The sequence below is a fragment of the Cellulomonas denverensis genome (assembly GCF_012396125.1).
Classification (GTDB): domain Bacteria; phylum Actinomycetota; class Actinomycetes; order Actinomycetales; family Cellulomonadaceae; genus Cellulomonas; species Cellulomonas denverensis.
Genome location: NZ_JAAXOX010000003.1, coordinates 367,448 through 392,691, shown reverse-complemented (window position 1 = coordinate 392,691; position 25,244 = coordinate 367,448). Strand labels below are relative to the sequence as shown.

Annotated in this window: 20 protein-coding genes and 1 tRNA gene; 9 read left to right on the top strand and 12 right to left on the bottom strand. The window is 74.2% G+C overall.

What is annotated here, in order from left to right:
• Positions 1 to 126: 126 nt before the first annotated feature.
• Complete coding sequence (gene pepN, locus HGA03_RS08635; protein WP_168629833.1) at positions 127 to 2,730, top strand: aminopeptidase N; 2,604 nt, start codon at positions 127 to 129, stop codon at positions 2,728 to 2,730.
• A gap of 37 nt (positions 2,731 to 2,767) precedes the next feature.
• On the opposite strand, the gene HGA03_RS08630 is transcribed toward pepN, so the two are convergent.
• Positions 2,768 to 3,328: a P-loop NTPase family protein gene (locus HGA03_RS08630; RefSeq protein WP_168629832.1), complete on the bottom strand. Its 561-nt coding sequence runs from the start codon at positions 3,326 to 3,328 to the stop codon at positions 2,768 to 2,770.
• Positions 3,329 to 3,429: 101 nt separating this feature from the next.
• Between HGA03_RS08630 and HGA03_RS08625 the strand changes: the two genes are divergently transcribed.
• A complete protein-coding gene (locus tag HGA03_RS08625; protein ID WP_203767557.1) occupies positions 3,430 to 3,993 on the top strand; it encodes a M15 family metallopeptidase in 564 nt (187 codons plus the stop codon).
• A 7-nt stretch (positions 3,994 to 4,000) separates the two neighbouring features.
• On the opposite strand, the gene malQ is transcribed toward HGA03_RS08625, so the two are convergent.
• Positions 4,001 to 6,115: a 4-alpha-glucanotransferase gene (malQ, locus tag HGA03_RS08620; protein ID WP_168629831.1), complete on the bottom strand. Its 2,115-nt coding sequence runs from the start codon at positions 6,113 to 6,115 to the stop codon at positions 4,001 to 4,003.
• A 41-nt stretch (positions 6,116 to 6,156) separates the two neighbouring features.
• On the opposite strand from malQ, the gene HGA03_RS08615 reads away from it, so the two are divergent.
• Together HGA03_RS08615 and HGA03_RS08610 are read left to right on the top strand one after the other, a co-directional pair.
• On the top strand, positions 6,157 to 8,271 hold the full coding sequence (locus tag HGA03_RS08615) for a prolyl oligopeptidase family serine peptidase (RefSeq protein WP_239073650.1): 2,115 nt from the start codon (positions 6,157 to 6,159) through the stop codon (positions 8,269 to 8,271).
• A 12-nt stretch (positions 8,272 to 8,283) separates the two neighbouring features.
• Positions 8,284 to 9,324: a mechanosensitive ion channel family protein gene (locus HGA03_RS08610; protein WP_239073649.1), complete on the top strand. Its 1,041-nt coding sequence runs from the start codon at positions 8,284 to 8,286 to the stop codon at positions 9,322 to 9,324.
• Between the two features lie 24 nt (positions 9,325 to 9,348).
• Here the strand turns inward: HGA03_RS08610 and HGA03_RS08605 are convergent, their stop codons facing one another.
• Positions 9,349 to 9,579, bottom strand: coding sequence for a PTS sugar transporter subunit IIB (locus tag HGA03_RS08605; RefSeq protein ID WP_168629829.1), 231 nt, complete (start codon positions 9,577 to 9,579; stop codon positions 9,349 to 9,351).
• 119 nt (positions 9,580 to 9,698) lie between these two features.
• On the opposite strand from HGA03_RS08605, the gene HGA03_RS08600 reads away from it, so the two are divergent.
• Together HGA03_RS08600 and HGA03_RS08595 are read left to right on the top strand one after the other, a co-directional pair.
• A complete protein-coding gene (locus tag HGA03_RS08600) occupies positions 9,699 to 10,097 on the top strand; it encodes a globin (RefSeq protein WP_168629828.1) in 399 nt (132 codons plus the stop codon).
• Positions 10,098 to 10,102: 5 nt separating this feature from the next.
• On the top strand, positions 10,103 to 10,996 hold the full coding sequence (locus HGA03_RS08595) for an acyl-CoA thioesterase (protein ID WP_168629827.1): 894 nt from the start codon (positions 10,103 to 10,105) through the stop codon (positions 10,994 to 10,996).
• 42 nt (positions 10,997 to 11,038) lie between these two features.
• On the opposite strand, the gene HGA03_RS08590 is transcribed toward HGA03_RS08595, so the two are convergent.
• Positions 11,039 to 11,866: a phosphoenolpyruvate hydrolase family protein gene (locus HGA03_RS08590; protein WP_168629826.1), complete on the bottom strand. Its 828-nt coding sequence runs from the start codon at positions 11,864 to 11,866 to the stop codon at positions 11,039 to 11,041.
• A gap of 11 nt (positions 11,867 to 11,877) precedes the next feature.
• Positions 11,878 to 13,104, bottom strand: a complete 1,227-nt coding sequence (locus HGA03_RS08585; RefSeq protein ID WP_168629825.1) for a Tm-1-like ATP-binding domain-containing protein — start codon at positions 13,102 to 13,104, stop codon at positions 11,878 to 11,880.
• A 118-nt stretch (positions 13,105 to 13,222) separates the two neighbouring features.
• On the opposite strand from HGA03_RS08585, the gene HGA03_RS08580 reads away from it, so the two are divergent.
• The 3 genes from HGA03_RS08580 (at position 13,223) to HGA03_RS08570 (ending at position 17,571) form a co-directional block, all read left to right on the top strand.
• Positions 13,223 to 14,617 carry an aminotransferase-like domain-containing protein gene (locus tag HGA03_RS08580; RefSeq protein WP_168629824.1) on the top strand — a complete coding sequence of 465 codons (1,395 nt, stop codon included), beginning with the start codon at positions 13,223 to 13,225 and terminating at the stop codon, positions 14,615 to 14,617.
• A gap of 43 nt (positions 14,618 to 14,660) precedes the next feature.
• Positions 14,661 to 15,638 (top strand): DNA topoisomerase IB, encoded by a 978-nt coding sequence (locus HGA03_RS08575; protein ID WP_168629823.1) that lies wholly within the window; start codon positions 14,661 to 14,663, stop codon positions 15,636 to 15,638.
• A 259-nt stretch (positions 15,639 to 15,897) separates the two neighbouring features.
• The gene (locus HGA03_RS08570; RefSeq protein ID WP_168629822.1) at positions 15,898 to 17,571 is read left to right on the top strand and encodes an SDR family oxidoreductase; all 1,674 of its coding nucleotides are present in this window, start codon (positions 15,898 to 15,900) and stop codon (positions 17,569 to 17,571) included.
• Between the two features lie 33 nt (positions 17,572 to 17,604).
• On the opposite strand, the gene HGA03_RS08565 is transcribed toward HGA03_RS08570, so the two are convergent.
• From HGA03_RS08565 to HGA03_RS08535, 7 genes are all read right to left on the bottom strand, one after another.
• A complete protein-coding gene (locus HGA03_RS08565) occupies positions 17,605 to 18,090 on the bottom strand; it encodes an acyl-CoA thioesterase (RefSeq protein ID WP_168629821.1) in 486 nt (161 codons plus the stop codon).
• Between the two features lie 82 nt (positions 18,091 to 18,172).
• Positions 18,173 to 19,855 (bottom strand): energy-dependent translational throttle protein EttA, encoded by a 1,683-nt coding sequence (gene ettA / locus HGA03_RS08560; protein ID WP_168629820.1) that lies wholly within the window; start codon positions 19,853 to 19,855, stop codon positions 18,173 to 18,175.
• Positions 19,856 to 20,005: 150 nt separating this feature from the next.
• Entirely contained in the window at positions 20,006 to 20,491 is a 486-nt protein-coding gene (locus HGA03_RS08555) for a single-stranded DNA-binding protein (protein WP_168629819.1), read from the bottom strand.
• Between the two features lie 141 nt (positions 20,492 to 20,632).
• Positions 20,633 to 22,111: a P-loop NTPase family protein gene (locus HGA03_RS08550; RefSeq protein WP_168629818.1), complete on the bottom strand. Its 1,479-nt coding sequence runs from the start codon at positions 22,109 to 22,111 to the stop codon at positions 20,633 to 20,635.
• On the bottom strand, positions 22,108 to 23,784 hold the full coding sequence (locus tag HGA03_RS08545; RefSeq protein WP_345719354.1) for a dynamin family protein: 1,677 nt from the start codon (positions 23,782 to 23,784) through the stop codon (positions 22,108 to 22,110). The genes HGA03_RS08550 and HGA03_RS08545 overlap by 4 nt, the downstream gene beginning before the upstream one ends.
• Before the next feature lie 49 nt (positions 23,785 to 23,833).
• Positions 23,834 to 23,906: transfer RNA gene (locus HGA03_RS08540), tRNA-Arg, on the bottom strand.
• Positions 23,907 to 23,935: 29 nt separating this feature from the next.
• Positions 23,936 to 24,964, bottom strand: a complete 1,029-nt coding sequence (locus HGA03_RS08535; protein WP_168629817.1) for an Lrp/AsnC family transcriptional regulator — start codon at positions 24,962 to 24,964, stop codon at positions 23,936 to 23,938.
• Positions 24,965 to 25,244: the final 280 nt, after the last annotated feature.

Genomic DNA, 25,244 nt, shown 5'->3' with positions numbered 1-25,244 from the left:
CGGGGATCGGGCGAGCGGGGAGACCACCCGGGTGGGTGAGCCGCGGACCATCATGCACTCAGAGCACCGTCCCGTGTCACGTCGTGGGAGGATGCCCGCTGCATCGACACACAACAGGAGGACAGCGTGCCCGCTGAGAACCTGACCCGCGACGAGGCCCGTGCCCGCGCCGCCGTGGTCGCCGTCGAGTCCTACGACGTCACCCTCGACCTGACCACCGGCCCGGAGACCTTCGGCTCGACCACCGTCGTCCGGTTCACCAGCCCGCGGCCTGGGGAGTCGACGTTCCTGGACCTGATCGCCCCCACCGTCCGCCGTGTGCTGCTCAACGGCACCGAGCTGGACGTGGCCGAGGTGGTCGCCGACTCCCGGATCCGGCTGGACGGGCTGGCCGAGCGCAACGAGGTCGTGGTCGAGGCCGACTGCGCCTACATGAACACCGGCGAGGGCCTGCACCGCTTCGTCGACCCGGTGGACGACGAGGTCTACCTGTACAGCCAGTTCGAGGTCGCCGACTCCCGCCGGGTGTTCGCGGTCTTCGAGCAGCCCGACCTCAAGGCGGTGTTCACCTTCACCGTGACCGCCCCCGCGCACTGGGTGGTGGTGTCCAACTCCCCGGAGATCGGCGACCCGGACCCGGTGCCCGGTGGTGTGAACCGCAACGGCGGCGCCGACGAGGGCACCGCGACCTGGCACTTCGAGCCGACGCCGCGGATCTCGTCCTACATCACCGCGATCGTGGCCGGCCCCTACCACCACGAGCACGGCGAGCTGACCTCCGCCGACGGCCGGGTGATCCCGCTGGGCGTGTTCTGCCGCGGCTCGCTGGCCACCCACCTGGACACCGAGAACATCCTGGACATCACCCGGGCCGGCTTCCGGTTCTACGAGGAGCTGTTCGACTTCCCGTACCCGTTCGCCAAGTACGACCAGCTGTTCGTGCCGGAGTTCAACGCCGGGGCGATGGAGAACGCCGGGGCGGTCACCTTCCTGGAGAACTACGTCTTCCGGTCCAAGGTGCCTGAGGCGACCGTCGAGCGGCGCGCGGTGACGATCCTGCACGAGCTGGCGCACATGTGGTTCGGCGACCTGGTCACCATGCGCTGGTGGGACGACCTGTGGCTGAACGAGTCCTTCGCCGAGTACGCCTCGCACCTGGCGACCGCCGAGGCCACCGAGTGGACCAGCGCCTGGACCACGTTCTCCTCGCTGGAGAAGTCCTGGGCGTACAAGCAGGACCAGCTGCCCAGCACGCACCCGATCGCCGCGGACATCCGCGACCTGGAGGACGTCGAGGTCAACTTCGACGGGATCACCTACGCCAAGGGCGCCTCGGTGCTCAAGCAGCTGGTCGCCTGGGTCGGCCAGGAGGAGTTCTTCGCCGGGGTGCGGACGTACTTCCGCACGCACCAGTTCTCGAACACCGAGCTGCGCGACCTGCTGACCGAGCTGGAGGCAACCTCCGGCCGTGACCTGTCCGCCTGGTCGGCGCTGTGGCTGGAGAAGTCCGGTGTCACGCTGCTGCGCCCGCAGATCGAGTCCGGCGAGGACGGCACGATCACCGCGCTGGCGATCCGGCAGGAGGTGCCGGCCGCGCACCCGGTGCAGCGCCCGCACCGCCTGGTGATCGGCGGCTACGACCTGGTCGACGGGAAGCTGGTGCGCACCTCGCGCACCAAGCTGGACGTGGACGGCGAGCTGACCGAGGTCCCGGCCCTGGTCGGCACCCGCCGCCCGGACCTGCTTCTGCTGAACGACGACGACCTGGCCTACGCCAAGGTCCGGCTGGACGAGCGGTCGCTGGCCACCGCCCTGGCCCACCTGGACGCCTTCACCGACTCGCTGCCCCGGACCCTGGTCTGGGCCGCGGTGTGGGACGCCACCCGGGATGCCGAGACCCCGGCCCGGGACTACGTCGACCTGGTGCTGGGCAACATCGCGCACGAGACCGACTCCACCGTGGTCCTGGTGCTGCTGCGCCAGCTCGCCACCGCGCTGGACCTGTACGTGTCCGCCGAGCACCGTCCCGCCACCGAGAAGGCCGCCGCGGACACCCTGTGGGCGCTGGCCGCCGACGCCCCGGCCGGTTCGGACACCCAGCTCCAGCTGGTCAAGGCGTTCGCCGGCCGGGCCGGCACCCCGGAGCAGCTGGACACGGTGGCCGCCCTGCTGGCCGGCGACACCAAGCTGGACGGGCTGAGCATCGACACCGATTTGCGCTGGGAGCTGCTGGCCGGGCTGGTCGCCGGTGGCCGGGCCGGTGCGGAGGAGATCGACGCCCAGCTGGCCGCCGACCCGACCGCCACCGGCCAGCGCGCCGCCGCCCACGCCCGGGCCGCGATCCCGACCGCCGAGGCGAAGGCGGCCGCCTGGTCCGCGGTGGTCGAGGCGGACACCCTGCCGAACGCCCTGCAGGCGGCGGCCATCGCCGGCTTCGGCCGGGTGCACGACCGTGGCCTGCTGCGCGACTACGTGGCCCGCTACTTCGAGGCGCTGGAGCCGGTCTGGTCCGACCGCACCAACGAGATGGCGCAGAACATCGTGGTCGGCCTGTTCCCGACCCTGCTGGCCGACGACCCGTCGGTGGACGTGCTCGGCGCCACCGACGCCTGGCTGGCCGCTCACCCGGACGCCGCCCCGGCGCTGCGCCGGCTGGTGGCGGAGAGCCGGGACGGGGTGGCCCGCGCGCTGGCGGCCCAGGCCGCGGACGGGCGCTACATCGAGCACTGAGTCCGGACAGCGTGTCGGAGGCCGGTGACCGGACGGGTCACCGGCCTCCGGCGTGTCCGGGCAGGCCGCGCAGCCAGGCGCGGGCGGCCCGCGGGCTGCGCAGCCGGACCACCGGGACCTCGCCGGTGGCGGCGCGGTCGAGGTAGTGCGCGCGGTTGTCGGCATGGGTGCGCCAGGTCCACAGCACGATGTTCTGGTCCGGGTCGGTGCGCAGCAGCCGGCGCCAGTCCTCCCGGTTGCCGTGCCACAGCTCCTGGCGGGTGACCAGGCGGCGCAGCGTGCGGCGGATCACCCGGCCCATCACCACCGGCCGGGGGTAGTCCAGCCAGACCAGGACGTCGGCGTCCTCCAGCAACGGCCCGCGGGCGGTCTGCCAGTTGCCGTCCACCACCCATCGGCCGGCGGCGGACCACTCCCGCAGGTCGGCCCGCGCCTCGTCCAGGTCGCGGTGGGTCCAGTCCGGGGCCCAGAACACCTCGTCGAGTTCCCGGAACGGCAGGTCGAGGGTGCGGGCGAGTTCGCGGGCGTAGGTGGTCTTCCCCGACCCGGAGGTGCCGACCACCCGGATCCTGCGCGGTGGCCAGCTGCTCGGGGTCATCCCTGGATCGTAGAGGGACGCCGGTGTACGACCCCGGGCTGACCCGGGGATGGTCCCCCGCGCGGACGACCCCGGCCCACCCCGGCACGGAGGGTGGGGGTATGGACCAGTACCCGCGCCGCGGACGCCGCCTGACCACCGTCCTCATCCTGCTGCTCGCCGCGGCCCTGGCCGGCGCGGGCGCCTGGTGGGGCATGCAGCACGCGCGGCCGAGCGAGCCGACCCGGGCGGAGCAGGCCGCCGCCACGGCGGAGGTGGTGCGCGAACCCGAACCGGAACCAGAGCCGACCGCCGTCGACCCGGAGCTGATGCGCCGCTACCAGCAGGCCCGGGACGATGCGGAGGCCGAGGGGGTGCTGCTGATGCTGAACTCGGGCTGGCGCAGCGCCGAGGACCAGCAGGAGCTGATCGACGAGGCGCTGGCCACCTACGGCGACCCGGTCGAGGCGCACCGCTGGGTGCTCCCGCCGGAGCAGTCCGCGCACGTCAAGGGCCTGGCCATCGACGTCGGCAGCACCGCCGGGGCGGCCTGGCTGGGCGAGCGGCAGGTCCAGTACGGGCTGTGCCGCACCTACGAGAACGAGCCCTGGCACTTCGAACTGACCGGCGAGGTCGGCGACCCCTGCCCGGCGATGTGGCCGGACGCCTCGCACGGCTGGGGCTGAACCCCGCTCAGCCCGCCCGCAGCGCCGCCACCAACGACCGGAACCGCGGGTGCCCGGCCAGCTGCTCCAGCGGCACCAGGCGGCCCGCACCGTCCGCCAGCGGCACCTTCCAGTTCGGGTACTCGGTGTCGGTGCCCGGCTGGTTCTGCGCCCGCCGCTCCCCCACCGCGTCGGCCAGGGACACCCCGACCAGCACCGACGGGGTGCGCAACACGTAGCGGTGCAGCGCCTCGACCACCTCGCGCTCGGTCGGGTCCGGGCCGACCAGCCCCTGCTCGCGCAGCGCCGCCAGCATCCGTTCCCGTTCCGCCCGGGCCCGGGCGCGCACCACCGGCACCGGCTCGGTCAGCAGGCCCAGCCGGTCGCGCAGTGCGACGTGCTCCTCGGCCAGGTACCCGGCGGTCGGCGGCAGGTCGTGGGTGGTGACGGTGCTCAGCGCGAGCCGCCGGTAGTCCTGCGGTGGCAGCGGCCGGCCGTCCCCGTCTTGCTCGAACCAGAGCACCGAGGTGCCGAGCACCCCGCGGTCGGCGAGCAGCTCGCGCACCCCGGGCTCGACCACACCCAGGTCCTCGCCGATCACCACCGCCCCGGCCCGGTGCGCCTCCAGCAGCAGGATGCCGAGCATCGCCTCCGGGTCGTAGCGCACGTAGGTGCCGGTGCCGGGTGCCTGACCGCGCGGGATCCACCACAGCCGGAACAGCCCCATGATGTGGTCGATCCGGACCGCCCCGGCGTGCCGGAACACGGTGCGCAGCAGCTCGCGGTACGGCCGGTACGCCGCGCGGGCCAGTTCGGCCGGGTGCCACGGCGGCTGCGACCAGTCCTGGCCCTGCTGGTTGTACATGTCCGGCGGCGCGCCCACCGAGGCGGCCCCGGCCAGCACCCCGCCCAGCGCCCAGGCGTCGGCGCCGTCCGGGTGCACACCGACGGCCAGGTCGTGCATCACGCCGACCGCCATCCCGGCTTCCCGGGCGGCGCGCTGGGCGTCGCCGAGCTGCTGGTCGCACAGCCACTGCAGCCAGCTGTGGAACGCGATCCGGTCGGCCAGCTCGGTCCGCGCCCGGCGGGCACCGGGCGCCTGCGGGTCGCGCAGGTCCTCCGGCCACGGCCCGGGACCCTCCCGCTCGACCAGCGCGCACCACAGCGCGAAGTCCTCCAGACCCTGGCCCTCCCGGCGGCGGAACTCGGCGAAGGCCAGCGCCCGGGCCGGGGTGCGCGGCACCGCGAACAGCACCTCCAGCGCCTGCCGCTTGGCCGCCCAGACCGCGTCCCGGTCGATCGGGCCGTCGTCGCCGTCCAGTGCCAGCGCGGGTTCGGCCGCCCACTCGACCAGCGCCCGGTCGGCCGCGGACAGGTACCCGGCCTCGTGCACGTCCTCCACCCGCAGGTACAGCGAGTTGATGAACCGGCGGCTGGTCGGCAGGTAGGGCGAGGGGGTCAGTGGCGGCACCGGCTCGGCGGCGTGCAGCGGGTTGATCAGCAGGAAGTCCGCGCCCTCGGTCCCGGTCAGCCAGGCCAGGTCCGCCAGGTCGCGTAGGTCGCCCAGGCCCCAGGACTCCTGCGACCGCACCGAGTACAGCTGGACCATCAGGCCCCAGCGCGGGTGGTCGGCGATCGCGGCGGGCAGCTCCAGCCGATCCGGCACCACGGCCAGCGGGGTGTGGGTCCCGGCGCTCGGCCCGTCCGCGCGCAGCCGGTGCCAGCCCAGCGGCAGGCCCTCCGGCAGCAGGAAGGTCGCCCGGCCCACCTCCCGGCCGTCCACCATGCGGGGCGGCACCCAGGCGTCGGCCTGCGGCAGCTCGATCACCCCGCCGGACTCCAGCTCGATCCGGACCGACACCGGGTCGCCGTGCGCGACATGCACCAGCAGCTCGCCACTGCGGCCCTGGCGGTGCACCACCACCGGCGGCAGCACCCGGCGCCAGGGGTCGTCCGCCACCTCGCGGAGCGCCACCTCGATCCGTTCCGGGGTCCGCGCGTCCACCCCGAGGGCGGCCAGCACCGCGACCAGGGTGTCCGGTGACGCCTCGGCGCGGCCACCGCCGAAGGTGTCGAACTCGGTATCCACGCCATGCGCCCGCGCCAATGCGTGCAGGGATGACAGCTCAGCTGCGTGCTCCACGTCACAATCCTGCCATGCGGTCAGTGCCTAAGGTGACGGGCATGACCTACCCACCCGCCCGCCGCCTGGACCTGATCGACGATCTGCACGGCCGGCAGGTGCCCGATCCCTACCGCTGGCTGGAGGACCCGGCCGACCCGGAGACCGAGGCCTGGTCCGCCGCGCAGGACGCGCTGTACGCCGAGCACCGCGAGCGCCTGACCGCCGCCCTGGGCGACGGGCCGCTGTCCACCGGGCCGCTGACCGCGCGGCTGTCCGGGCTGATGGCCGCCGGATTCGTCGGCACCCCCGCCTGGCGCGGCGAGCGCCGGTTCTTCGGGCGCCGGGCCGGGGACCAGGAGCACGCGGTGATCGTGGTCGCCGACTCCGCGGAGGACACCGAGGGCCGGGTGCTGGTCGACCCGATGGCGCTGGACCCGGCGGGCACCACCACCCTGGACGCCTGGCAGCCCAGCAAGGAGGGCGACCTGCTGGCCTACCAGGTCTCCCACGGCGGCACCGAGGAGAGCGTGCTGCACGTGCTGGACGTGGCGACCGGGGAGCCGGTGGACGGGCCGATCGACCGCGCCCGGTACTCGCCGGTGGCCTGGGAGCCGGGTGGCGAGGCGTTCTACTACGTGCGGCGGCTGGCCCCGGAGCTGGTGCCGGAGGGTGAGCGGCAGTACCACCGCCGGGTGTGGCGGCACGTGCTGGGCACCGACCCGGACACCGATCTGCGGGTGTTCGGCGACGGGCTGGACCTGACCAACTACTACGGCGTGTCGGTGTCGCTGGACGGCCGCTGGCTGCTGGTGTCCGCGTCGGCCGGGACCGCGCCGCGGACCGATGTGTGGATCGCCGACCTGCACGCCACCGCACCGGGCACCGTGCCGGAGTTCCGTGAGGTCGCGGTGGGCTACGACGCCGAGGTCGGCGCCTGGGTCGGCCGGGATGGGCGGCTGTATCTGCACACCACGCTGGACGCCGACCGGGGGCGGCTGGCGGTGGCGGACCCGGAGCGCCCGTCGGTGCCGGACTGGACCACCCTGCTGCCGGAGGACCCGGAGGCCGTGCTGGAGGACGTCGCCCTGACCGACGACACCCTGCTGGTCGCCCGGCGCCGGCACGCGGTCAGCGAGCTGTCCGCCCACGACCCGGCCACCGGCGCGCTGCGGCACGCCATCGCGCTGCCCGGGCTGGGGTCGATCAGCGCTCTGGCGACCCGGCCGGAGGGCGGTCACGAGGCCTGGTTCGGCTACACCGACCACACCACGGTCAGCACGGTGCACCGCTGCGACACCCGCACCGGTGACCTGTCGGTCTGGGCCACCCCGCCCGGCACCGCCGCCGACCTGCCCGCGGTCCGGGTGCAGCGGCTGATCGCCACCAGCCAGGACGGCACCCGGGTGCGCGCCTTCGTGATCGCCCGGGCCGATGCCCTGGACGCCGGCGGCCGTCCGACCGCGCCCGCCCCCACCGTGCTCTACGGCTACGGCGGCTTCCAGATCAGCCTGGACCCGGCGTACTCGGCGAGCACGCTGGCCTGGGTCGAGGCGGGTGGGGTCTACGTGGTCGCCAACCTGCGCGGCGGCGGCGAGGAGGGTGAGGCCTGGCACCGGGACGGGCGCCGGGAGCGCAAGCAGCACGTCTTCGAGGACTTCCAGGCGGTGGCCGAACTCCTGATCGCCGAGGGCTGGACCACCCCGGACCGGCTGGCGTGCTGGGGCGGGTCGAACGGCGGGCTGCTGGTCGGCGCCGCTCTGACCCGGCACCCGGAGACCTTCGCGGCGGTGATCTGCTCCGCCCCGCTGCTGGACATGGTCCGCTACCAGCGGTTCGGGCTCGGCGTGACCTGGACCGACGAGTACGGCGACGCCGACGACCCGGAGCAGCTGGACTGGCTGCTTGGCTACTCCCCGTACCACCACGTGCACGACGGCACCCGGTACCCGGCGACGCTGTTCACCGTGTTCGACGGCGACACCCGCGTCGATCCGCTGCATGCCCGCAAGCTGGCCGCCCGGTTGCAGGCGGCGACCGCCGGCGACCCGCAGGCCGCGCCGATCCTGGTGCGCCGCGAACAGGGGGTCGGCCACGGTGGGCGGGCACTGTCCCGGACGGTCGCCCTGACCGTGGAGCAGCTGCAGTTCGTCGCGGTGCACACCGGGCTGGCCTAGCGTGGAGGGGTGTTGAGCACCGCCACCGACTCCCCCACGCCCACCCCCTCGTCCACCATGGACGCCGGAGAGGCCGTCACCCAGACCGTCAACCACACCTGGGACTGGCTGACCGGCCCCGGCCTGCGGATCGCGATCATCCTGGTGGTCGGGTTCGTGGTGCTGCTGGTGCTGCAACGGCTGATCCGGTCGGTCACCGAGCACATCGCCGAGGGCAGCTCCTTCCTGCAACGCGGCATCGTCCGGCCACTGGGCACCGAGGTCGCCGGGGCGCTGCGGCGGGCCAACCCCACCGCCACCGCCCGGCGCACCCAGCGGGCCCGGACCATCGGGTCGGTGCTGCGCTCGACCGCGGCGATCGTGATCGGCACCATCACGGTCTTCCTGGTGCTGGACCAGGTCGGGGTGAACCTGGCGCCGTTCATCGCCTCGGCCGGGATCGTCGGCGTGGCGCTCGGCTTCGGTGCGCAGAGCCTGGTCAAGGACTTCCTGACCGGGCTGTTCATGCTGCTGGAGGACCAGTACGGCGTCGGCGACGTGGTCGATGTCGGCCCGGCGACCGGCACGGTGGAGTCGGTGGGCCTGCGGGTGACCAAGATCCGCGACGCCGACGGGGTGCTCTGGTACGTGCCCAACGGATCGGTGCTGCGGGTCGGCAACAAGACCCAGGGCTGGTCCAACGCCGTGGTGGAGGTGAAGGTCGACTACTTCGCCGACCTGGACCAGGTCGAGGGGCTGCTGCGCAAGGCCGCCGCCGAGGTGGCGGGCAGCGAGCCGTTCCGCGAGGTGGTCGAGGGCAACGCCACCGTCGCCTCGGCCGAGGACCTGTCCGCCGATGCGGTGACCATGCGGCTGGTGCAGCGCACCGTCCCGGCCCAGCAGTGGAAGGTGTCCCGGGCGCTGCGCGAGGCGGTCCGCCGGGAACTCGCCGACGCCGGCATCCCGCTGGCCGGCCAGCGGGAGGCGCTCACCGCGTTCCAGGAGGCGCAGCAGCGCGACACCGCAGAAGGCCCCGGCGATCCAGCGGATCCCGGGGCCCCGGCACGGGCCTGAGGCCCGGACGTCGCGGTCGGTGGCTCAGCGCAGGCCGTCGAGCTCCGCGGCGAGGCTGTCCGCCTCCGGGCCCACGATCACCTGCACGATCCGGCCGGAGCGCACGACACCGAAGGCGCCGGTCTCCTTGAGCGCCGCCTCGTCGACCTGCTGCGGGTCGGTGACCTCCACCCGGAGCCGGGTGATGCACGGCTCCAGGTCGACGACGTTCCCGTTGCCGCCCAGCGCCGCCAGGATCTGCTCTGCCTTGCTCAACTCGGACCCCCGAACCCTCTCGTGTGAACCGCTCGGTGACCGGGAGCACCCGGCCCTGACACCAGCCTAGTCCCGGGCGTCGCGGACCGCCCCGGTGCGCGGGTGCGACACTCGACACCATGACCTCCGGCGACCCGACCTCGTTCTACACGGCCGTGGGTGGCCACGACACCTTCGTGCGCCTGGTGGACGTCTTCTACCAGGGAGTGGCCACCGACCCGGTGCTGGCGCCGATGTACCCCGAGGAGGACCTGGGCCCGGCCAAGGTCCGGCTGACCATGTTCCTGGAGCAGTACTGGGGCGGGCCGGGCACGTACTCCGCCCAGCGCGGGCATCCCCGGCTGCGGATGCGGCACGCGCCCTTCCCGGTGGACGCCGACGCCCGGGACCGCTGGCTGCGGCACATGCGCACCGCGGTGGACGCCCTCGACCTGCCCCCGCTGTACGAGGCGACGCTCTGGGACTACCTCGAACGCGCCGCGCATTCGCTGGTCAACACCGGCTCCATGCCATCCTGATCCGTGTGACCGACGCTTCGACCTCCCCCGACCCCGCCGACACCCTGGCCGCCCTGCTGTCCGTGCTGGACGTGACACCCACCGGTGACACCGGCCTGGACTTCACCGCGCGGAACCTGCCCAAGCCGGGCGGACGGGTGTTCGGCGGCCAGGTGATCGCCCAGGCGCTGATCGCCGCCGGCCGCACCGTGCCGGAGGGCCGGCTGCCGCACTCGCTGCACGGCTACTTCCTGCGCCCCGGCGATGTCGCCACCCCAATCGACCTGACCGTCGAGCGGCTGCGGGACGGCCGCTCGTTCTCCGCCCGGCGCACCCACGCCGCCCAGGACGGCTCCGCGATCCTGTCGATGATCGCCTCGTTCCAGGAACGCCAGGACGGCCTGGAGCTCACCGAGCCGATGCCCGACGCGCCCGCACCCGAGGACGTGGAGTCGGCGATGGACCGGATGGGCCACATGGACCACCCGGTCGCCCGGTTCTGGACCCACGAGAGCGCCTTCGACGTCCGGCACGTCGGCGGGTCGATCTACCTCGGCCCCGGCGACCCGGACGCCCACGGCGGCCAGCAGGTCTGGATGCGCACCCGCGCACCGCTGCCCGACGACCAGCTGCTGCACCGCGCGCTGCTCGCCCACGCCTGCGACCAGATCATGCTGGAGCCGGTGCTGCGCCGGGCCGGGCTGTCCTGGGTCACCCCCGGACTGTCGGTGTCCAGCCTGGACCACGCGATGTGGTGGCACCGCGACGTGCGGGTGGACGACTGGCTGCTGTTCGACCAGCGCAGCCCCTCCGCCCAGGGCGGGCGCGGGCTGGGCGCCACCCGGGTGTTCGACCAGGACGGCACGCTGGTGGCCTCGATCGCCCAGGAGGGCATGGTCCGGGTCCCGGCCGAGGGCTGACCGGCGGCCCGGCCACCGCACCGGTGGCCGGGCCGCCGGCGCTCACTCGCCGACGCTGATCGCCTTGAACGCCTCGGCCTGCTGCCGGATCGCGACCTCGGTGGGCAGCCGCTCGATCGACGAGGCACCGAAGAAGCCGACCACGCCGCTGGTGCGCTCCAGCACGTACTGGGCGTCCGCGGGCTCGGCGATCGGGCCGCCGTGGCAGAGCACCAGGATGTCCGGGTTCACCCGCACCGCCGCATCGCGCATCTGCTGGATCCGCTCCACGCACTCGTCCAGGGTCAGTGCGGTGCCCGCCCCGATCGATCCCTTGGTGGTCAAGCCCATGTGCGGCACCAGGACGTCCGCCCCGGCCTCGGCCATCGCCACCGCCTGCGCCACGTCGAAGACATACGGGCTGGTCAGCAGATCGCGTTCGTGGGCGGCCGCGATCATCTCGACCTCCAGGTCGAAGCCCATCCCGGTCTCCTCCAGGTTCTGGCGGAACACCCCGTCGATCAGCCCGACGGTCGGGAAGTTCTGCACCCCGGTGAAGCCGGCCCGCTGCACGTCGTCCAGGAACCGGCCCATCACCCGGAACGGGTCGGTGCCGTTCACCCCGGCCAGCACCGGGGTGTCCCGGACCACCGGCAGCACCTCGTCGGCCATCTCCATCACGATCGCGTTGGCGTCGCCGTAGGCCAGCAGCCCGGCCAGCGAGCCCCGGCCGGCCATCCGGTACCGGCCGGAGTTGTAGATGATCAGCAGGTCGATCCCGCCGGCCTCCGCCGACTTCGCGGAGATGCCGGTGCCGGCCCCGCCGCCGATGATCGGCCGGCCGGCGGCGACGGTCGCCCGCAGGCGTTCGAGTGCCCGGGTGCGGTCCATGGTGTGCCTCCTCAGTTCTGGGTGGTGATCAGCTCGTGCAGCAGCCGCGCCGCAGCACGGCCGAAGCCCGGGTCGTTGATGTGCTGGTCGCGTTCGACCAGGCGGACGCCGGTGCCGGCCAGGCCGGTCCGGATCGCGTCGAGCAGTGCGGCGTCGGCGGCCGGATCGGCGAACGGGCCGCCCTCGATGTCGATCCCGCTCACACCGCGCAGCGGCAGCACCACCGCGCGCGGGCCGTGACCGGCGGCGACCTTGGCGGCCAGCCGCTCGCCGAGGGTCCGCAGTTCCGCCTCGGTGGTGCGCATCAGGGTGACGGTGGGGTTGTGCACCAGGAACCGGCGCCCGGCGAAGGTGGCCGGCACGCTCGCCTCGGGCCCGAAGTTCACCATGTCCAGCGCGCCGACACTGACCACCTGCGGCACCCCGGCGGCCCCGGCGGCGGTCAGCCGGTCCGGCCCGGCGCTGAGCACGCCGCCGACCAGGTCGTCGGCCAGCTCGGTGGTGGTCAGGTCCAGCACGCCCGCCAGGAACCCGTCCGCCGCCAGCCGCTCCATCGCCCGCCCGCCGGCGCCGGTGGCGTGGAAGACCACCGGCTCGTAGCCCAGGCCGGCCAGTTCCTCCCGCGCCTCGTCACAGGCCGGGGTGGTCAGGCCGAACATGGTCAGTGCCACCATCGGCCGGTGCCGGTCGCCGTCGGGTGCGGCGCGGCGGGTGTGCGCGGCCCGGGCCATCCCGGCGATCGCCGCCACCGCGTTGCCGAGCACCTGCTCGGACAGCGAGTTGATCCCGGCGATGTCGACCACCGAGTACATCAGGGTCACATCCGACTCACCGACATAGGGCGAGACGTCCCCGGACGCCATCGTGGAGACCAGCAGCTTCGGCGCACCGACCGGGAGCGCCTGCATCGCCCGGGCCGCGACCGAGGAGCCGCCCGAGCCGCCGACCGCCAGCACCCCGTCCACCTCCCCGCGCCGGTACAGGTCGGCCAGCACCACCGCGGCGCCCTCCGCCATCGCGGTCAGTGCACCGCCGCGGTCACCGGCCGCCCGCAGCTGCGCCGTGGTCGTCCCGGCCGCCTCGGCCACCGCGGCCGAGCTCACCTCCGCCGGTGCGTCGGACAGCGGCCCGACGTCGATGGTGAGCGCGCGCACGCCCTCACGTTCCAGCCCCGCCGCCAGCCAGCGGTACTCCTCGCCCTTGGTGTCCAGCGTCCCGATCAGGGCCACCGTCGTCATCTCGGACCTCCTCGTCCCTCGTCACGGCCAGTGTCGGCCGCCGGCCGGGCAGCGCAATGGACCAGTTCGCCCGGAGTGGTCCATCACCGCAGGTGGGCGCCGGACTACCCTCGGCAGCATGGCGGCACAGATCGGCACGGCCGAGCTGGTCCGGCTGCTCGGACACTGGCAGGACCCCGGCACCGGGCCGGCCGAGGCGCTGCGCTCCGCCCTGGCCGACCTGATCGAGGACGGCACCCTGCCCGCCGAGACCCGGTTGCCGGCCCAACGCGCCACCGCCGGCGCCCTCGGGGTGGCCCGGGGCACCGTCGACCGGGTGTACCGGCTGCTGATCGACGACGGGCTGGTCGTCTCCCACCAGGGCTCCGGCACCTTCGTCCAACGCCCCGGGCAGCACCGCCGGGCCCGGGACGGTGGCCGGCTCAGCTCGTTCACCGCCGCTCCGGAGCAGATCGACCTGTCCAGCGGCGCACTCCCCGCCGCGCCCGGAGTGCCGGAGGTCTTCGGTCAGGTCGCCGAGCTGATCGGCCACCGGTACGCCCACCGCGACGGCTACTTCCCGGCCGGGCTGCCCGACCTGCGCGAGGCGCTGGCGGCCCAGCTCACCGCCGACGGTGTGCCCACCACGGCCGACCAGCTGCTGGTGACCTCCGGCTCGCAACAGGCGGTCTGGCTGGTGGCCCAGACCCTGATCGGCGCCGGGGACACCGTGGTGACCGAGGACCCGACCTACCGCGGGGCGCTCGGTGTGTTCGGCGCCGCCGGTGCCCGGGTCCGCGCGGTGCCCACCGGCCCGCACGGCGTCGACACCGGCCTGCTCGCCGCCGCCCTGGCGCACCGCCCCCGGCTGCTCTACCTGCAGACCGCCCTGCACAACCCCACCGGCGTGCACACCGGCCGCGCCCACCGGTCCGAGATCGGCCGGCTCGCCGACCGGCACGGCACGCTGGTGGTCGACGACCAGTCCTGCGCCGACCTGCCCCGGATCCGCTCCGGACGGCTCGGCGGGATGGACGCCCGGACCGACCCGACCCGCCTGATCACGATCGGCACCACCTCCAAACTGTTCTGGGGCGGGCTGCGGATCGGCTGGGTGCGGGCGGACCCGCCGGTGATCCGGAGCCTGACCGCCACCCGCAGCGCCGTCGACCTCGGCTCCGCGGTCGCCGACCAACTCGCCGTCGCGCTGCTGCTGCCCCGGACCGCCGAGCTGCGCGCCCACCGCCGCGAACTGCTCGACCGCCAGTACCGGCTCACCGCCGAGACCCTGCACGCCACCGCCCCGCACTGGACCTGGTCGGCCCCGGACGGCGGCAGTGGGTTGTGGGTGGACACCGGCCAGGACACCGTGCAGCTGGCGACCCGGGCCCAGGCGGCCGGGGTACGGCTGGCGGCCGGCCCCGCGTTCTCCCCGTACGAGGGTCACCGACAGCGGTTGCGGCTGCCGCTGTGGCACGACCCCGGGCAGCTGGCCGATGCCCTCGCCCGGGTACTCGATCCGCCACCGGGGTGACCTGCGGTGGCGGGCCGCGGCGGCGCGATGCAGGGTGTCGCCCGTGGTGAGACTGCGACGTGTCCGGATCGACTCCCCGGGCTGGACCCGGCGACGGGCCGGACGAGGCTTCCTGTACCTGGATCTGGACCGGCAACGGATCACCGACGCCACCCACCTGGAACGGATCACCGGCCTCGCCATCCCGCTCGCCTGGCAGGACGTGTGGATCTGCCCGTTGCCCAACGGCCACATCCAGGCCGCCGGACTCGACGACGCCCAGCGCCGCCAGTACCTGTACCACGCCCAGTGGCGCGCCCGCCGCGACCGGCTCAAGCACGATCACGTGCTAGAGGTCGGCCGCCGGCTGCCCGCCGCCCGGCGCTCGGTCCGCCGCGACCTGGCCCTGCCCGGTTTCCCCCGCGCCAAGGCTCTCGCGCTGGCGTTCCGGCTGCTCGACCTGGCGTACTTCCGGGCCGGCGGCGAGGGCTACGCCCAGCGGAACGGCTCCTACGGTCTGGCCACCCTGCGCCGGGAGCACGTCGAGGTGCTCGACGACACCCGGGTGCACTTCTGCTACCCGGCCAAGTCGGGCCAGATCCGGGACGTGGTGGTCGAGGACGCCCAGGTCGCCGAGCTGATCGGCACCCTGCTCCGGCGGCGGGGCGGCGGACCGGAGCTGCTGGCCTGGCGGGACGAGGACGGCTGGCACGACGTGGTCTCCGCCGAGGTCGGTGCGGACGTCAAGCAGCGGCTCGGCGACGACGCCTCGCCCAAGGATTTCCGCACCTGGCACGCGACGGTGCTCGCCGCCCGGGCGCTCGCCGATGCCGGTCCGGCGCCGGCCTCCGAACGTGCCCGGCGCAAGGTGGTCGCGGCGATGGTCAAGGACGTGTCCTCCGAGCTGGGCAACACCCCCGCGGTCTGCCGCGCCTCCTACATCGACCCCCGGGTGATCGACCTGTGGGAACACGGCAGCACGATCGCGCCGACCCGGTCCCAGGCGGTGGCCGAGAAACGCACCCTGGAGCTGCTGAGCTGACCGGCGTGCGCCGCCTGCCCTGGTGCCGAGTTCGTCACTCCGACGCCCAGTTCGGTCACCCCGCACCCGAAGTCGATGCTGGAGTAACGAACTCAGGCGGGTGGCGGGGGTCACGGGTCCGGGTGGGTGGTGGTCGGGGGTCCGGCCGGTCGGCGGTCGGGGGCCCGGGCGGTCCGGGGTCCGGGTGGGCGGCGTGCGGGTCCGGGGTGCGGGGCGGGCCCGGGGTGCGGCATGAGGCCGGCGCACGCAGACTGCCGGGATGGCAGACCGCTCCGACCCGCAGTTCCCGGACCTGTCCCCCGACGACCTGCGGCCGGCTCCGGTCGCCGACACCCTGACCGGGCTGGTGCCCGGCACCGGCCCGGATGGGCGGCCCCGCCCGGACGCGCCGTTGGTCGCGGTCACCGGGGTCACCGGCTACGTGGGCGGCCGGTTGGTGCCCGAACTGCTGGCGGCCGGTTACCGGGTGCGCGCGATCGCCCGGCACCCGGAACGGCTGCGCGGGCGGCCCTGGTACTCCGACGTCGAGACGGTCACCGCCGATGCCGGCGACGCGGAGCAGATCCGGGCCGCGCTGGAGGGCGCCGATGTCGCCTACTACCTGATCCACTCGATGGGCACCGGCCGCACCTTCGAGCAACGGGACCGGGACACCGCCCGCACCTTCGGCCGGGCCGCCCGGGAGGCGGGGGTCCGGCGACTGGTCTACCTGGGCGGGCTCGCCCCGGAGCACGAGGAGCTGTCCCCGCACCTGGCGTCCCGCACCGAGGTCGGGCAGATCCTGCTCGACAGTGGTGTCCCCACCGCCGTGCTCCGAGCCGCGGTCATCCTGGGCTCCGGGTCGGCGTCCTTCGAGATGATGCGCTACCTGACCGAGCGGCTGCCCGCGATGACCGTGCCCCGGTGGGTGAACAACCGGATCCAGCCGATCGCGGTGCGGGACGTGCTGCGCTACCTGGTGGGTGCTGCCGCCCTGCCGCCGGAGATCAACCGGGCGTTCGACATCGGCGGGCCGGAGGTACTGACCTACCGGGACATGATGCAGCGCTACGCCGCGGTGGCCGGACTGCCCCGGCGGCTGATCGTCCCGGTCCCGGTGCTCACCCCGAAGCTGTCCAGCCTGTGGGTCGGGCTGGTCACCCCGGTGCCGAACGGGATCGCCCGGCCGCTGGTCGAGTCGCTGGTGCACGAGGTGGTCTGCCACGAGCACGACATCGCCGAGTACGTGCCGGACCCGCCGCACGGCCTGATCGGGTTCGACCGGGCGGTGCGGTTGGCGCTGGCCCGGATCCACGAGGCCGCCGTGGTCACCCGCTGGTCGTCGGCCGGGGTGCCCGGCGCGCCGAGCGAACCGCTGCCGAGCGACCCGGACTGGGCGGGCGGCTCGCTGTACGTCGACGAACGCCGCACCCGGGTGGACGCCTCGCCCGCGGCGCTGTGGCGGGTGCTGGAGGCGGTCGGCGGCGAGCGCGGCTGGTACTCCTGGTCGCTCGCGTGGCGGGTACGGGGCCTGATGGACCGGCTGGCCGGGGGCCCGGGGCTGCGGCGCGGTCGCCGGGATCCCCGCCGGCTGCTGGTGGACGACGCCGTCGACTTCTGGCGGGTGGAGGAGGTGGCGCCCGGCGAACTGATCCGGTTGCGCGCCGAGATGCGGTTGCCCGGGCTGGCCTGGCTGGAGCTGCGGGTCGAGAGCGCGGAGCACCCGGGAACGGCGGGCGCCCCGGGGGCCGAGGACGGTGCCGAGCCGGACGGCGACGGCTGGACCACCCCGCCGGTGGTCTACGCCCAGCGGGCCGTGTTCCACCCGCGCGGGCTGGCCGGGCAGCTCTACTGGTGGGCGGTGTACCCGTTCCACAGCGTGGTGTTCGGCGGGATGCAGCGCAACATCGCGCACGCGGCGGAGGTGGCGGAGCAGGCACGCACGGACCGGTGACCGTTCACGGAGCGGCGTGCCACCGAGGCCCGCTCAGCGCCCCCGGTGCCGGAACTGCACCGGCTCCTCGACGTAGGGCGACCACGCCGCCCGCTCGACCTCGCCCAGCCGCCGGGGCCGGCCGGTGGCGGCGTCCACCAGGACCACGGTGGTCTCGGCCCGGGCGTACACGGTGCCGTCCTCGCCGGGGTCCTTGACCTCGTAGCAGACGTCCATGCTGGCGCCGCCCAGGTGCCCGAGCCACATCTCCACGATCACCGGGGCGCGCCGGTAGGCCAGCGGCGCGAGGTACTCGATCTGCTGCCGGGCGACCAGGGTCGAGGTCTCCGCCCCGGGGCCGGCGTCGATCACGGCGGTGGGCCACGGCCGGCGGTCCTCGTCGTCGACCGAGGGCGGGCTGGCCCAGAACACCTCGATCCGGGACTCCTCCAGGATCGTCAGCATCGCCACGTTGTTCACGTGCGCGTAGGCGTCCACGTCGGACCAGCGCAGCTGCACCGGCACCCGCAGTCGGGCCATCTCTCGTCCTCTCCCCTGCCGCCCTCGGTCCCACACGCCGCCGGGCGCGTCCCCCTGCGGAACGCGCCCGGCGGTGGGGTGCTCAGTCGCGGGTTAGCTTGCGGTAGGTGACCCGGTGCGGGCGGGCCGCGTCGGCACCGAGCCGGGCGACCTTGTTCTCCTCGTAGGCCGCGAAGTTGCCCTCGAACCAGTACCAGGCGGACGGGTTCTCCTCGGTGCCCTCGTAGGCCAGGATGTGCGTCGCCACCCGGTCCAGGAACCACCGGTCGTGCGAGACCACGACGGCGCAGCCCGGGAACTCCAGCAGGGCGTTCTCCAGCGAGCCGAGGGTCTCGACGTCCAGGTCGTTGGTGGGCTCGTCGAGCAGCAGCAGGTTGCCGCCCTGCTTGAGCGTGAGCGCCAGGTTCAGCCGGTTGCGCTCACCGCCGGAGAGCACGCCGGCCGGCTTCTGCTGGTCCGGGCCCTTGAAGCCGAAGGAGGCCACGTAGGCGCGGGACGGCATCTCCACGTTGCCGACCTTGATGAAGTCGAGCCCGTCGGAGACCACCTCCCACAGGGTCTTCTTCGGGTCGATGCCGCCGCGGGACTGGTCGACGTAGGAGATCTTCACCGTCTCGCCGACCTTGAGCTCGCCGCCGTCCAGCGGCTCCAGCCCGACGATCGTCTTGAACAGCGTGGTCTTGCCGACACCGTTCGGGCCGATCACACCGACGATGCCGTTGCGCGGCAGCGTGAAGCTCAGGCCGTCGATCAGCTTGCGGTCGCCGAAGCCCTTCTCCAGGTCGGTGGCCTCCAGCACCAGGTTGCCCAGGCGCGGGCCCGGCGGGATCTGGATCTCCTCGAAGTCGAGCTTGCGGGTGCGGTCCGCCTCGGCGGCCATCTCCTCGTAGCGCTGCAGACGGGCCTTCGACTTGGCCTGGCGGCCCTTCGCGGACTGGCGGACCCACTCGAGCTCGTCCTTCAGCCGCTTGGCGAGCTTGGCGTCCTTCTTGCCCTGCACCTCGAGCCGGGCCTGCTTCTTCTCCAGGTAGGTGGAGTAGTTGCCCTCGTACGGGTACAGCCGGCCGCGGTCGACCTCACAGATCCACTCCGCGACGTGGTCCAGGAAGTACCGGTCGTGGGTGACGGCCAGGACGGCGCCGGGGTAGGTCGCCAGGTGCTGCTCCAGCCAGAGCACGCTCTCCGCGTCCAGGTGGTTGGTGGGCTCGTCGAGCAGCAGCAGGTCCGGCTGCTCCAGCAGCAGCTTGCACAGCGCGACCCGGCGGCGCTCACCACCGGAGAGCACGGTGACGTCGGCGTCCGGCGGCGGGCAGCGCAGCGCGTCCATCGCCTGCTCCAGCTGGGAGTCCAGGTCCCAGGCGTCGGCGGCGTCGATGGCCTCCTGCAGCTCGCCCATCTCGGCCATCAGGGCGTCGAAGTCGGCATCCGGCTCCGCCATCAGCGCGGAGATCTCGTTGAAGCGGTCGATCTTGCCCTTGATCTCGGCCACACCCTCCTGGATGTTGCCGAGGACCGTCTTCTCCTCGTTCAGCGGCGGCTCCTGCTGCAGGATGCCGACGGTGTAGCCCGGGCTCAGCCGCGCCTCACCGTTGGAGGGCTGGTCCAGCCCCGCCATGATCTTGAGGATGGTCGACTTACCGGCACCGTTCGGGCCGACGACGCCGATCTTCGCGCCGGGCAGGAAGTTCAGCGAGACGTCGTCCAGGATGACCTTGTCGCCGTGCGCCTTCCGCGCCTTGTACATGGTGTAGATGAACTCAGCCAACGCTCTTCGTCCGCCTCGGTGTGCTCGTGGGATCAGGGACGGCGCCGGGTGTCGGGGTCTGCCGGTGCGCGGGGCACCGGCGACGCCGGTCCGGGCCGCGGTGACCCAGCCTAGGCGATCACCGCGACCGCGTCCGGTCCGATCCGCCGGTCATCCGCCCATCGCGTGCGGCAACTCGTCCTCCTGCCCCGCGTCCCCGTCCTCGGCCGGGGCGATCCGGGCCACCGGCTGGCCATCGGGGGCGTCCGGGTCGGCGCCGGCCGGACGCACGGTCCGGCGGAACCGGGTGGTGCCCCAGCGCAGGTCCGGGCCGATCGCCTCGGCCATCACCACCGGGGTGCGCTGCAGTTGCTCCTCGGCGCCCAGCCACTCCTCGATCTGCAGCCGGCCGTGCACCACCACCGGGTCGCCCTGCCGGATGCACTCGGAGACGTTCACCGCCATGTCCCGGAAGGACTTCACGGTGAACCAGCTGGTCGGGCCGTCGGAGAGCTCGCCGGTGTTGCGGTCGAGCTCCCGCTGGGTGTGGCCCATCCGGAACTGGGTGTAGGCCACCGAGCGGCCCTCCGCGGGGTAGAACCGGGGGTTCGTCCCGACCCAGCCGATCACGGTGACGTTCACGTCCTTGGGTGCCATGTCTGCTCCTCCTGCCCGCCGGTCCCGGTCGGATCGGCTCGGAGGCCCAGTTCAGCCGCGGCCGCCGCGCCGGTCACCACCCCGGACACGCATCTGGGGACCACCAGCGGTCGGGCGCCGCTGTGGACAAGCGGACACCGCTCAGTCGCGGGCCGCCGCCGCCACCAGCTCGCGCACCCGCCGGTGCTCGGCCAGCACCGCGGTTGCCGGATCGGCCAGCCACCGCCGGGCCACCGAGCCGAGCGCCGCCCGGCCGTCCTGCCGCACCCGCTCCGCACGCCGCAGCGCGGCACGCCGCCGGGCCCGGACGCCGATCACCAGCAACAGCACCGCCAGCACCACACCCGCCGCGACCGTGATCCCCTCCGGCACCAGCAGATCGGACCACGCTCCACCGGCCAACACCTGACCGGCCCCGATCGACGCCATCGCCACCGCGGCCAGCCCGCACACCGCCGCCAGCGCCACGCACACCGCCGCGGACACCGACCGGCGCACCACCACCGCCACCTCGCCCAGGGCGTCGTCGGCGGCCTGCCGGATCGTCGCCACCGAGCCGACCCGGTCCCGCACCGCCGCCGCCCACCGGGTGGGCATGGTGCCCACCGCGCGGTCCAGCCAGTCGGCGCGGGCGGACTCCACGGTCCCAGACTGCACCCGGACGAACCCGGGCACCGGCACCGCGCCACCCCGGACCGCGGCGGCCACCGCATCCGCGATCGCCGGCAGTCCGGCCGCCTCGGCCAGCCGGTCGGCCACCGGCGCCACCTCCAGCGCAGCATCCCCCGGCTCGGACTCGGCCAGCTGCGCGGACACCAGCGCCGCGGCGTCGGCGATCTCCGCCGACCCGCGCCGGGCGGCCAGCGACCGGCCGCCGACCACGTCGGCCAGCAGGTCGCGCAGCTCGGCGATCCCCGCACCGGTCCGAGCGGAGAGTGCCCGCACCGGGACCCCGGTCAGCCCGTCCTCCTCGATCAAGCGCGCCACGTCCGCGACCAGCGCATCCCGCTGCTCGGCCGGCACCAGGTCGATCTGGTTGAGCAGCACCAACATCGCGCCCTCGTGGCCGACCAGCCCGCGCAGGTAGCCCGAGTGCAGGGCATCGTCGGCGTACTTCTGCGGATCGACCACCCAGACCAGCAGGTCGGCCATCGGCAGCAGCCGGTCCACCGTCTCCCGGTGCCGGTCGTCGACCGAGTCGTGGTCCGGCAGGTCGAGCAGCACCAACCCGCGCAACGGGGCCTCGGTGTCGCCGTCCAGCGCGCTCTCCCGCTCGATCCGGCGGTCCGGGTCGACCTCCAGCCAGTCCAGCAGCGCGCCGCCCCGGGCGCCCCAGACGCACGCGGCGGCCCGGGAGGTCGTGGGCCGACGCACCCCCACCTCGGCGAACTCCAGCCCGGCGATCGCGTTGAACACGCTCGACTTGCCCGACCCGGTGCCGCCGAGCAGGGCCACCACCGTGTGGTCCACCCCGAGCGCCAGCCGGTCACGCACCTGGTCGTCGATCCGGCGGACCTGGGCGACCACCGCCGGGTCGATCCGGTCGCCGGCCACCGCCAGCGCCTCCTCCAGCCGGGTGAGCCGGGCGGTCAGCCGGCCGCTGTCGTCCTGTGCGCTCATGTCAGCCCCTTGATCACGGCCAGCCGCAGTCGCAGCGTGGAGGCGGCGTCCTCCGCCAGGTCCGGAACGTCCAGCGCCTGTCCGGCGGCGTCCCGTTCGGCGGCGACCGCCCGGGCAGCGGCCTCGGCCAGCCGGTCACGCAGTGCGGTCACCGCCGGGGCGGCCGCCGCACCGGCGAGCGAGTCCACCAAGGTCTGGGCGCCCTCGACCCCGGCGGCGGCGGCCAGCAGGACGGCGTGCAGTCCCTGGTCGCCCAGCGCCCGCCGTGCGGCGGCGACCCGGCGCGACTGGCGGGCCAGCTCCCGGCGCCGGGCTCGGTCGGCACCCGGCTCTGCGGTCGGGGCGATCAGCGCCGCCGGGCTGCTCGCCCAGTCTCGGGCTGCCTGCTCGGCCTGCTCCGACCGCCGGCCGGCCCGCTGCTCGCCGTCCCAGACCTCGTCCAGCCAGCGCCCGCCGGCCGGCCCGGCGCGCAGCCAGTCGCGCAGCTCCCGCTCGGCGCCCTGGCCGATCGCGGTGAACACGTCCCGGGCGGAGCGGATCAGCTCGTCGACCAGCGGCGCCACCGCCGTCGACCGTTCCCGGCCCCGGCCCGCCGATCGGTCCGGCTTGCCCGACCCGCGCAGCACCCCGTCCAGCGCGGCGCCCGGGCTGGTCAGCTCGGCCCAGCGCGCCTGCGCCCCGCCGTGCCCCACCGTCCCGCGGGCCACCGTCTCCCGCGCCTCCCGGGTCGCCGGGTCCAGGGCGGAACCCAGCCCGGCGCGCAGCTCCCCGGCCGCCTCGACCTGGGCCTGCACCGCCTCGGCCAGCTCGTCCACCCACGGCCGCAGCGCCGCCAGCGAACCGCGCAGCGTCCGGGCGATCACACTGCGCGCCCGGTCCGGCCCGGCCAGCATCGCCAGCCAGCGGTGCACCGGCGCCACCGCCACCGGGTCCAGCGGCCCGTCCAGCGGACCGGCATCGGCGACCACGAACAGCGGCGACCCCTGCATCCCGTGCTCGCGCAGCCGCTGCATCAGATCGGCGCGCACGGTCGGCAACGAGTCGGCGGGGACACGGTTGAGTACCATCGCCACCGACGCGCCCCGGGCCATCGCCCCGTCCAGCACCCGCCAGGGCAGCGCATCGCCGTAGCGCGCCGCCGTGGTGACGAACAGCCACAGGTCCGCCGCCTCCAGCAGCCGCCCGGCCGCCCGCCGGTTGGCCTCCTCCACCGAGTCCAGGTCCGGTGCGTCCAGCAGCGCGATCCCGCGGGGCACCTGATCGGAGACCTCGACCTGCACCGCGTCCAGCACCGGGTGCCCGGTCAGCAGCTCGGCATCCAGCGGGTGGTGCACCAGCACCGGTCGCCGGGTGGTCGGCCGCAGCACACCGGCCGGGCTGACCTCCTCCCCGACCAGGGCATTCACGATCGTCGACTTCCCGGCCCCGGTCGACCCGGCCACCACGACCACGGCCGGGGCGCTCAGGGTCTGCAGCCGGGGCACCAGGTGGTCGGCGAGCTGGTCGATCAGGCGGGTGCGCGAGTCCCGGGCGGCCGCGACGCCGGGGATGTCCAGCGGCAGTACGGTGGCCCGGACGTCACGCAGCAGGTCGGCCATCGCCTCGGCGAGGGCGGCGGCCGTGCGCGGGCGGTCCAGGATGTCGCCGTTCGCGCCCGCCGCCTGCGTGTTCACAGGGGCATCCTCGCCTGTGCGGGGCGCGAGGGCCAAACATTCTGCGGCGCGCCCCCGGCAGGACTCGAACCTGCAACCGACGGATTAGAAGGCCGTTGCTCTATCCATTGAGCTACGGAGGCAATGGGCCAAGCCTACGCGGCGCGGCTGCTCAGCCGGTGCGCCCCCGGGCGGGCTCCAGGTAGGCCGGCAGCGGGACGAAGCCGGTGGCCATCTGGTCCGCGTCCAGCAGGCGGCCCATGATCTTGACGGTCCGGAACACCAGCGCCCGGTCCTCGATCACGACGTCCGGCAGCATCTCCTCGATCTGCAGTTCCAGGTCCTGGACGTCGGTCAGGCTGCGCATCCAGACCACGACGGCCAGGTCGGTGGTGCCGACGGTCTGCATCACGGCCCGCACCTCGCGCAGCTGACTCAGCCGGCGACCGACCGCGTCCCGGCGGCTCGGGGTGGACCGGATCAGGTACCAGGAGCAGACCGGCCAGCCGGACAGCGGCCGGGCGATCTCGGTGCGGAACCGGATCCGGCCGGAGGCGACCAGCCCGGCGATGGCGGCCCGGGCGGTCCGGGTGCTCAGCCCCAGGGTGGCGGCGACCTCGGCGGCGGTGGCCCGGCCGTCCCGGGCGAGCTCGCGGGCGACGGCGGAGGCCAGCGCGTGATGCGGCACCGGGCGGTGCGGGCCGTCCACGCCGGGCTGGCGGGCCCGGTCGGCGGAGTGCAGTCGCCAGCCGGAGGCGTCCATCACGGTGCGGGGCGCCGGGTGGGTGCGGACCTGGGTGACGCCGGGCATCGACTCCAGGGTGTTGAGCAGGAAGTCGGCCAGGTCGTCGCCGTCGCCGGCGATCACGGTGAGCATCAGCGACCGGCCGCCGGATGTCAGCTCCAGGGTGGCGATCTCCGGGCAGAGTGCGAGTTCCGCGGCGGTGGTGTGCAGGGTGCCGGTGCGGACCTGGACCTCCACCAGCGCCATGCCCATCGCGAGCGAGCCGTAGCCGGTGGACAGATCGGGTGCCACGGTCATCCAGGCGGCGCCGGTCTCGCGCAGCCGTTCCCAGCGCCGGGCGAGGGTGACCGCGCTGCTGCCCAGCACGGACGCGAGCGAGGTCCACGAGGCCCGCGGCCGGGACTGCAGTGCGTCGATCAGCCGCAGATCGAGGTCGTCGATCGTCACATCCGTCATCAGAACCACCTTCAGTGCGCGTTTCTATCGCAAGGGCCCGAGACGGCTGCCGGATTCCTAGCGTGAGGTCCCGTCCGGTCACCGCGAGCGCTGCGACGGCCGATCGCCTCCCGGGGTTCGTCCGTCCCGACCGATTTCCCGCCGTTCCGCGGAATCGAGCGAATCAGGACCAACGTCCCGGGGCCCGGCGATCGGTTCGACCTCCACCGTAAGCGGCCCCGGATGCCGTGCCAACCCGGGTCTCGCGATGGATCGAACACTCGGGACGTCGCGGCCCGAC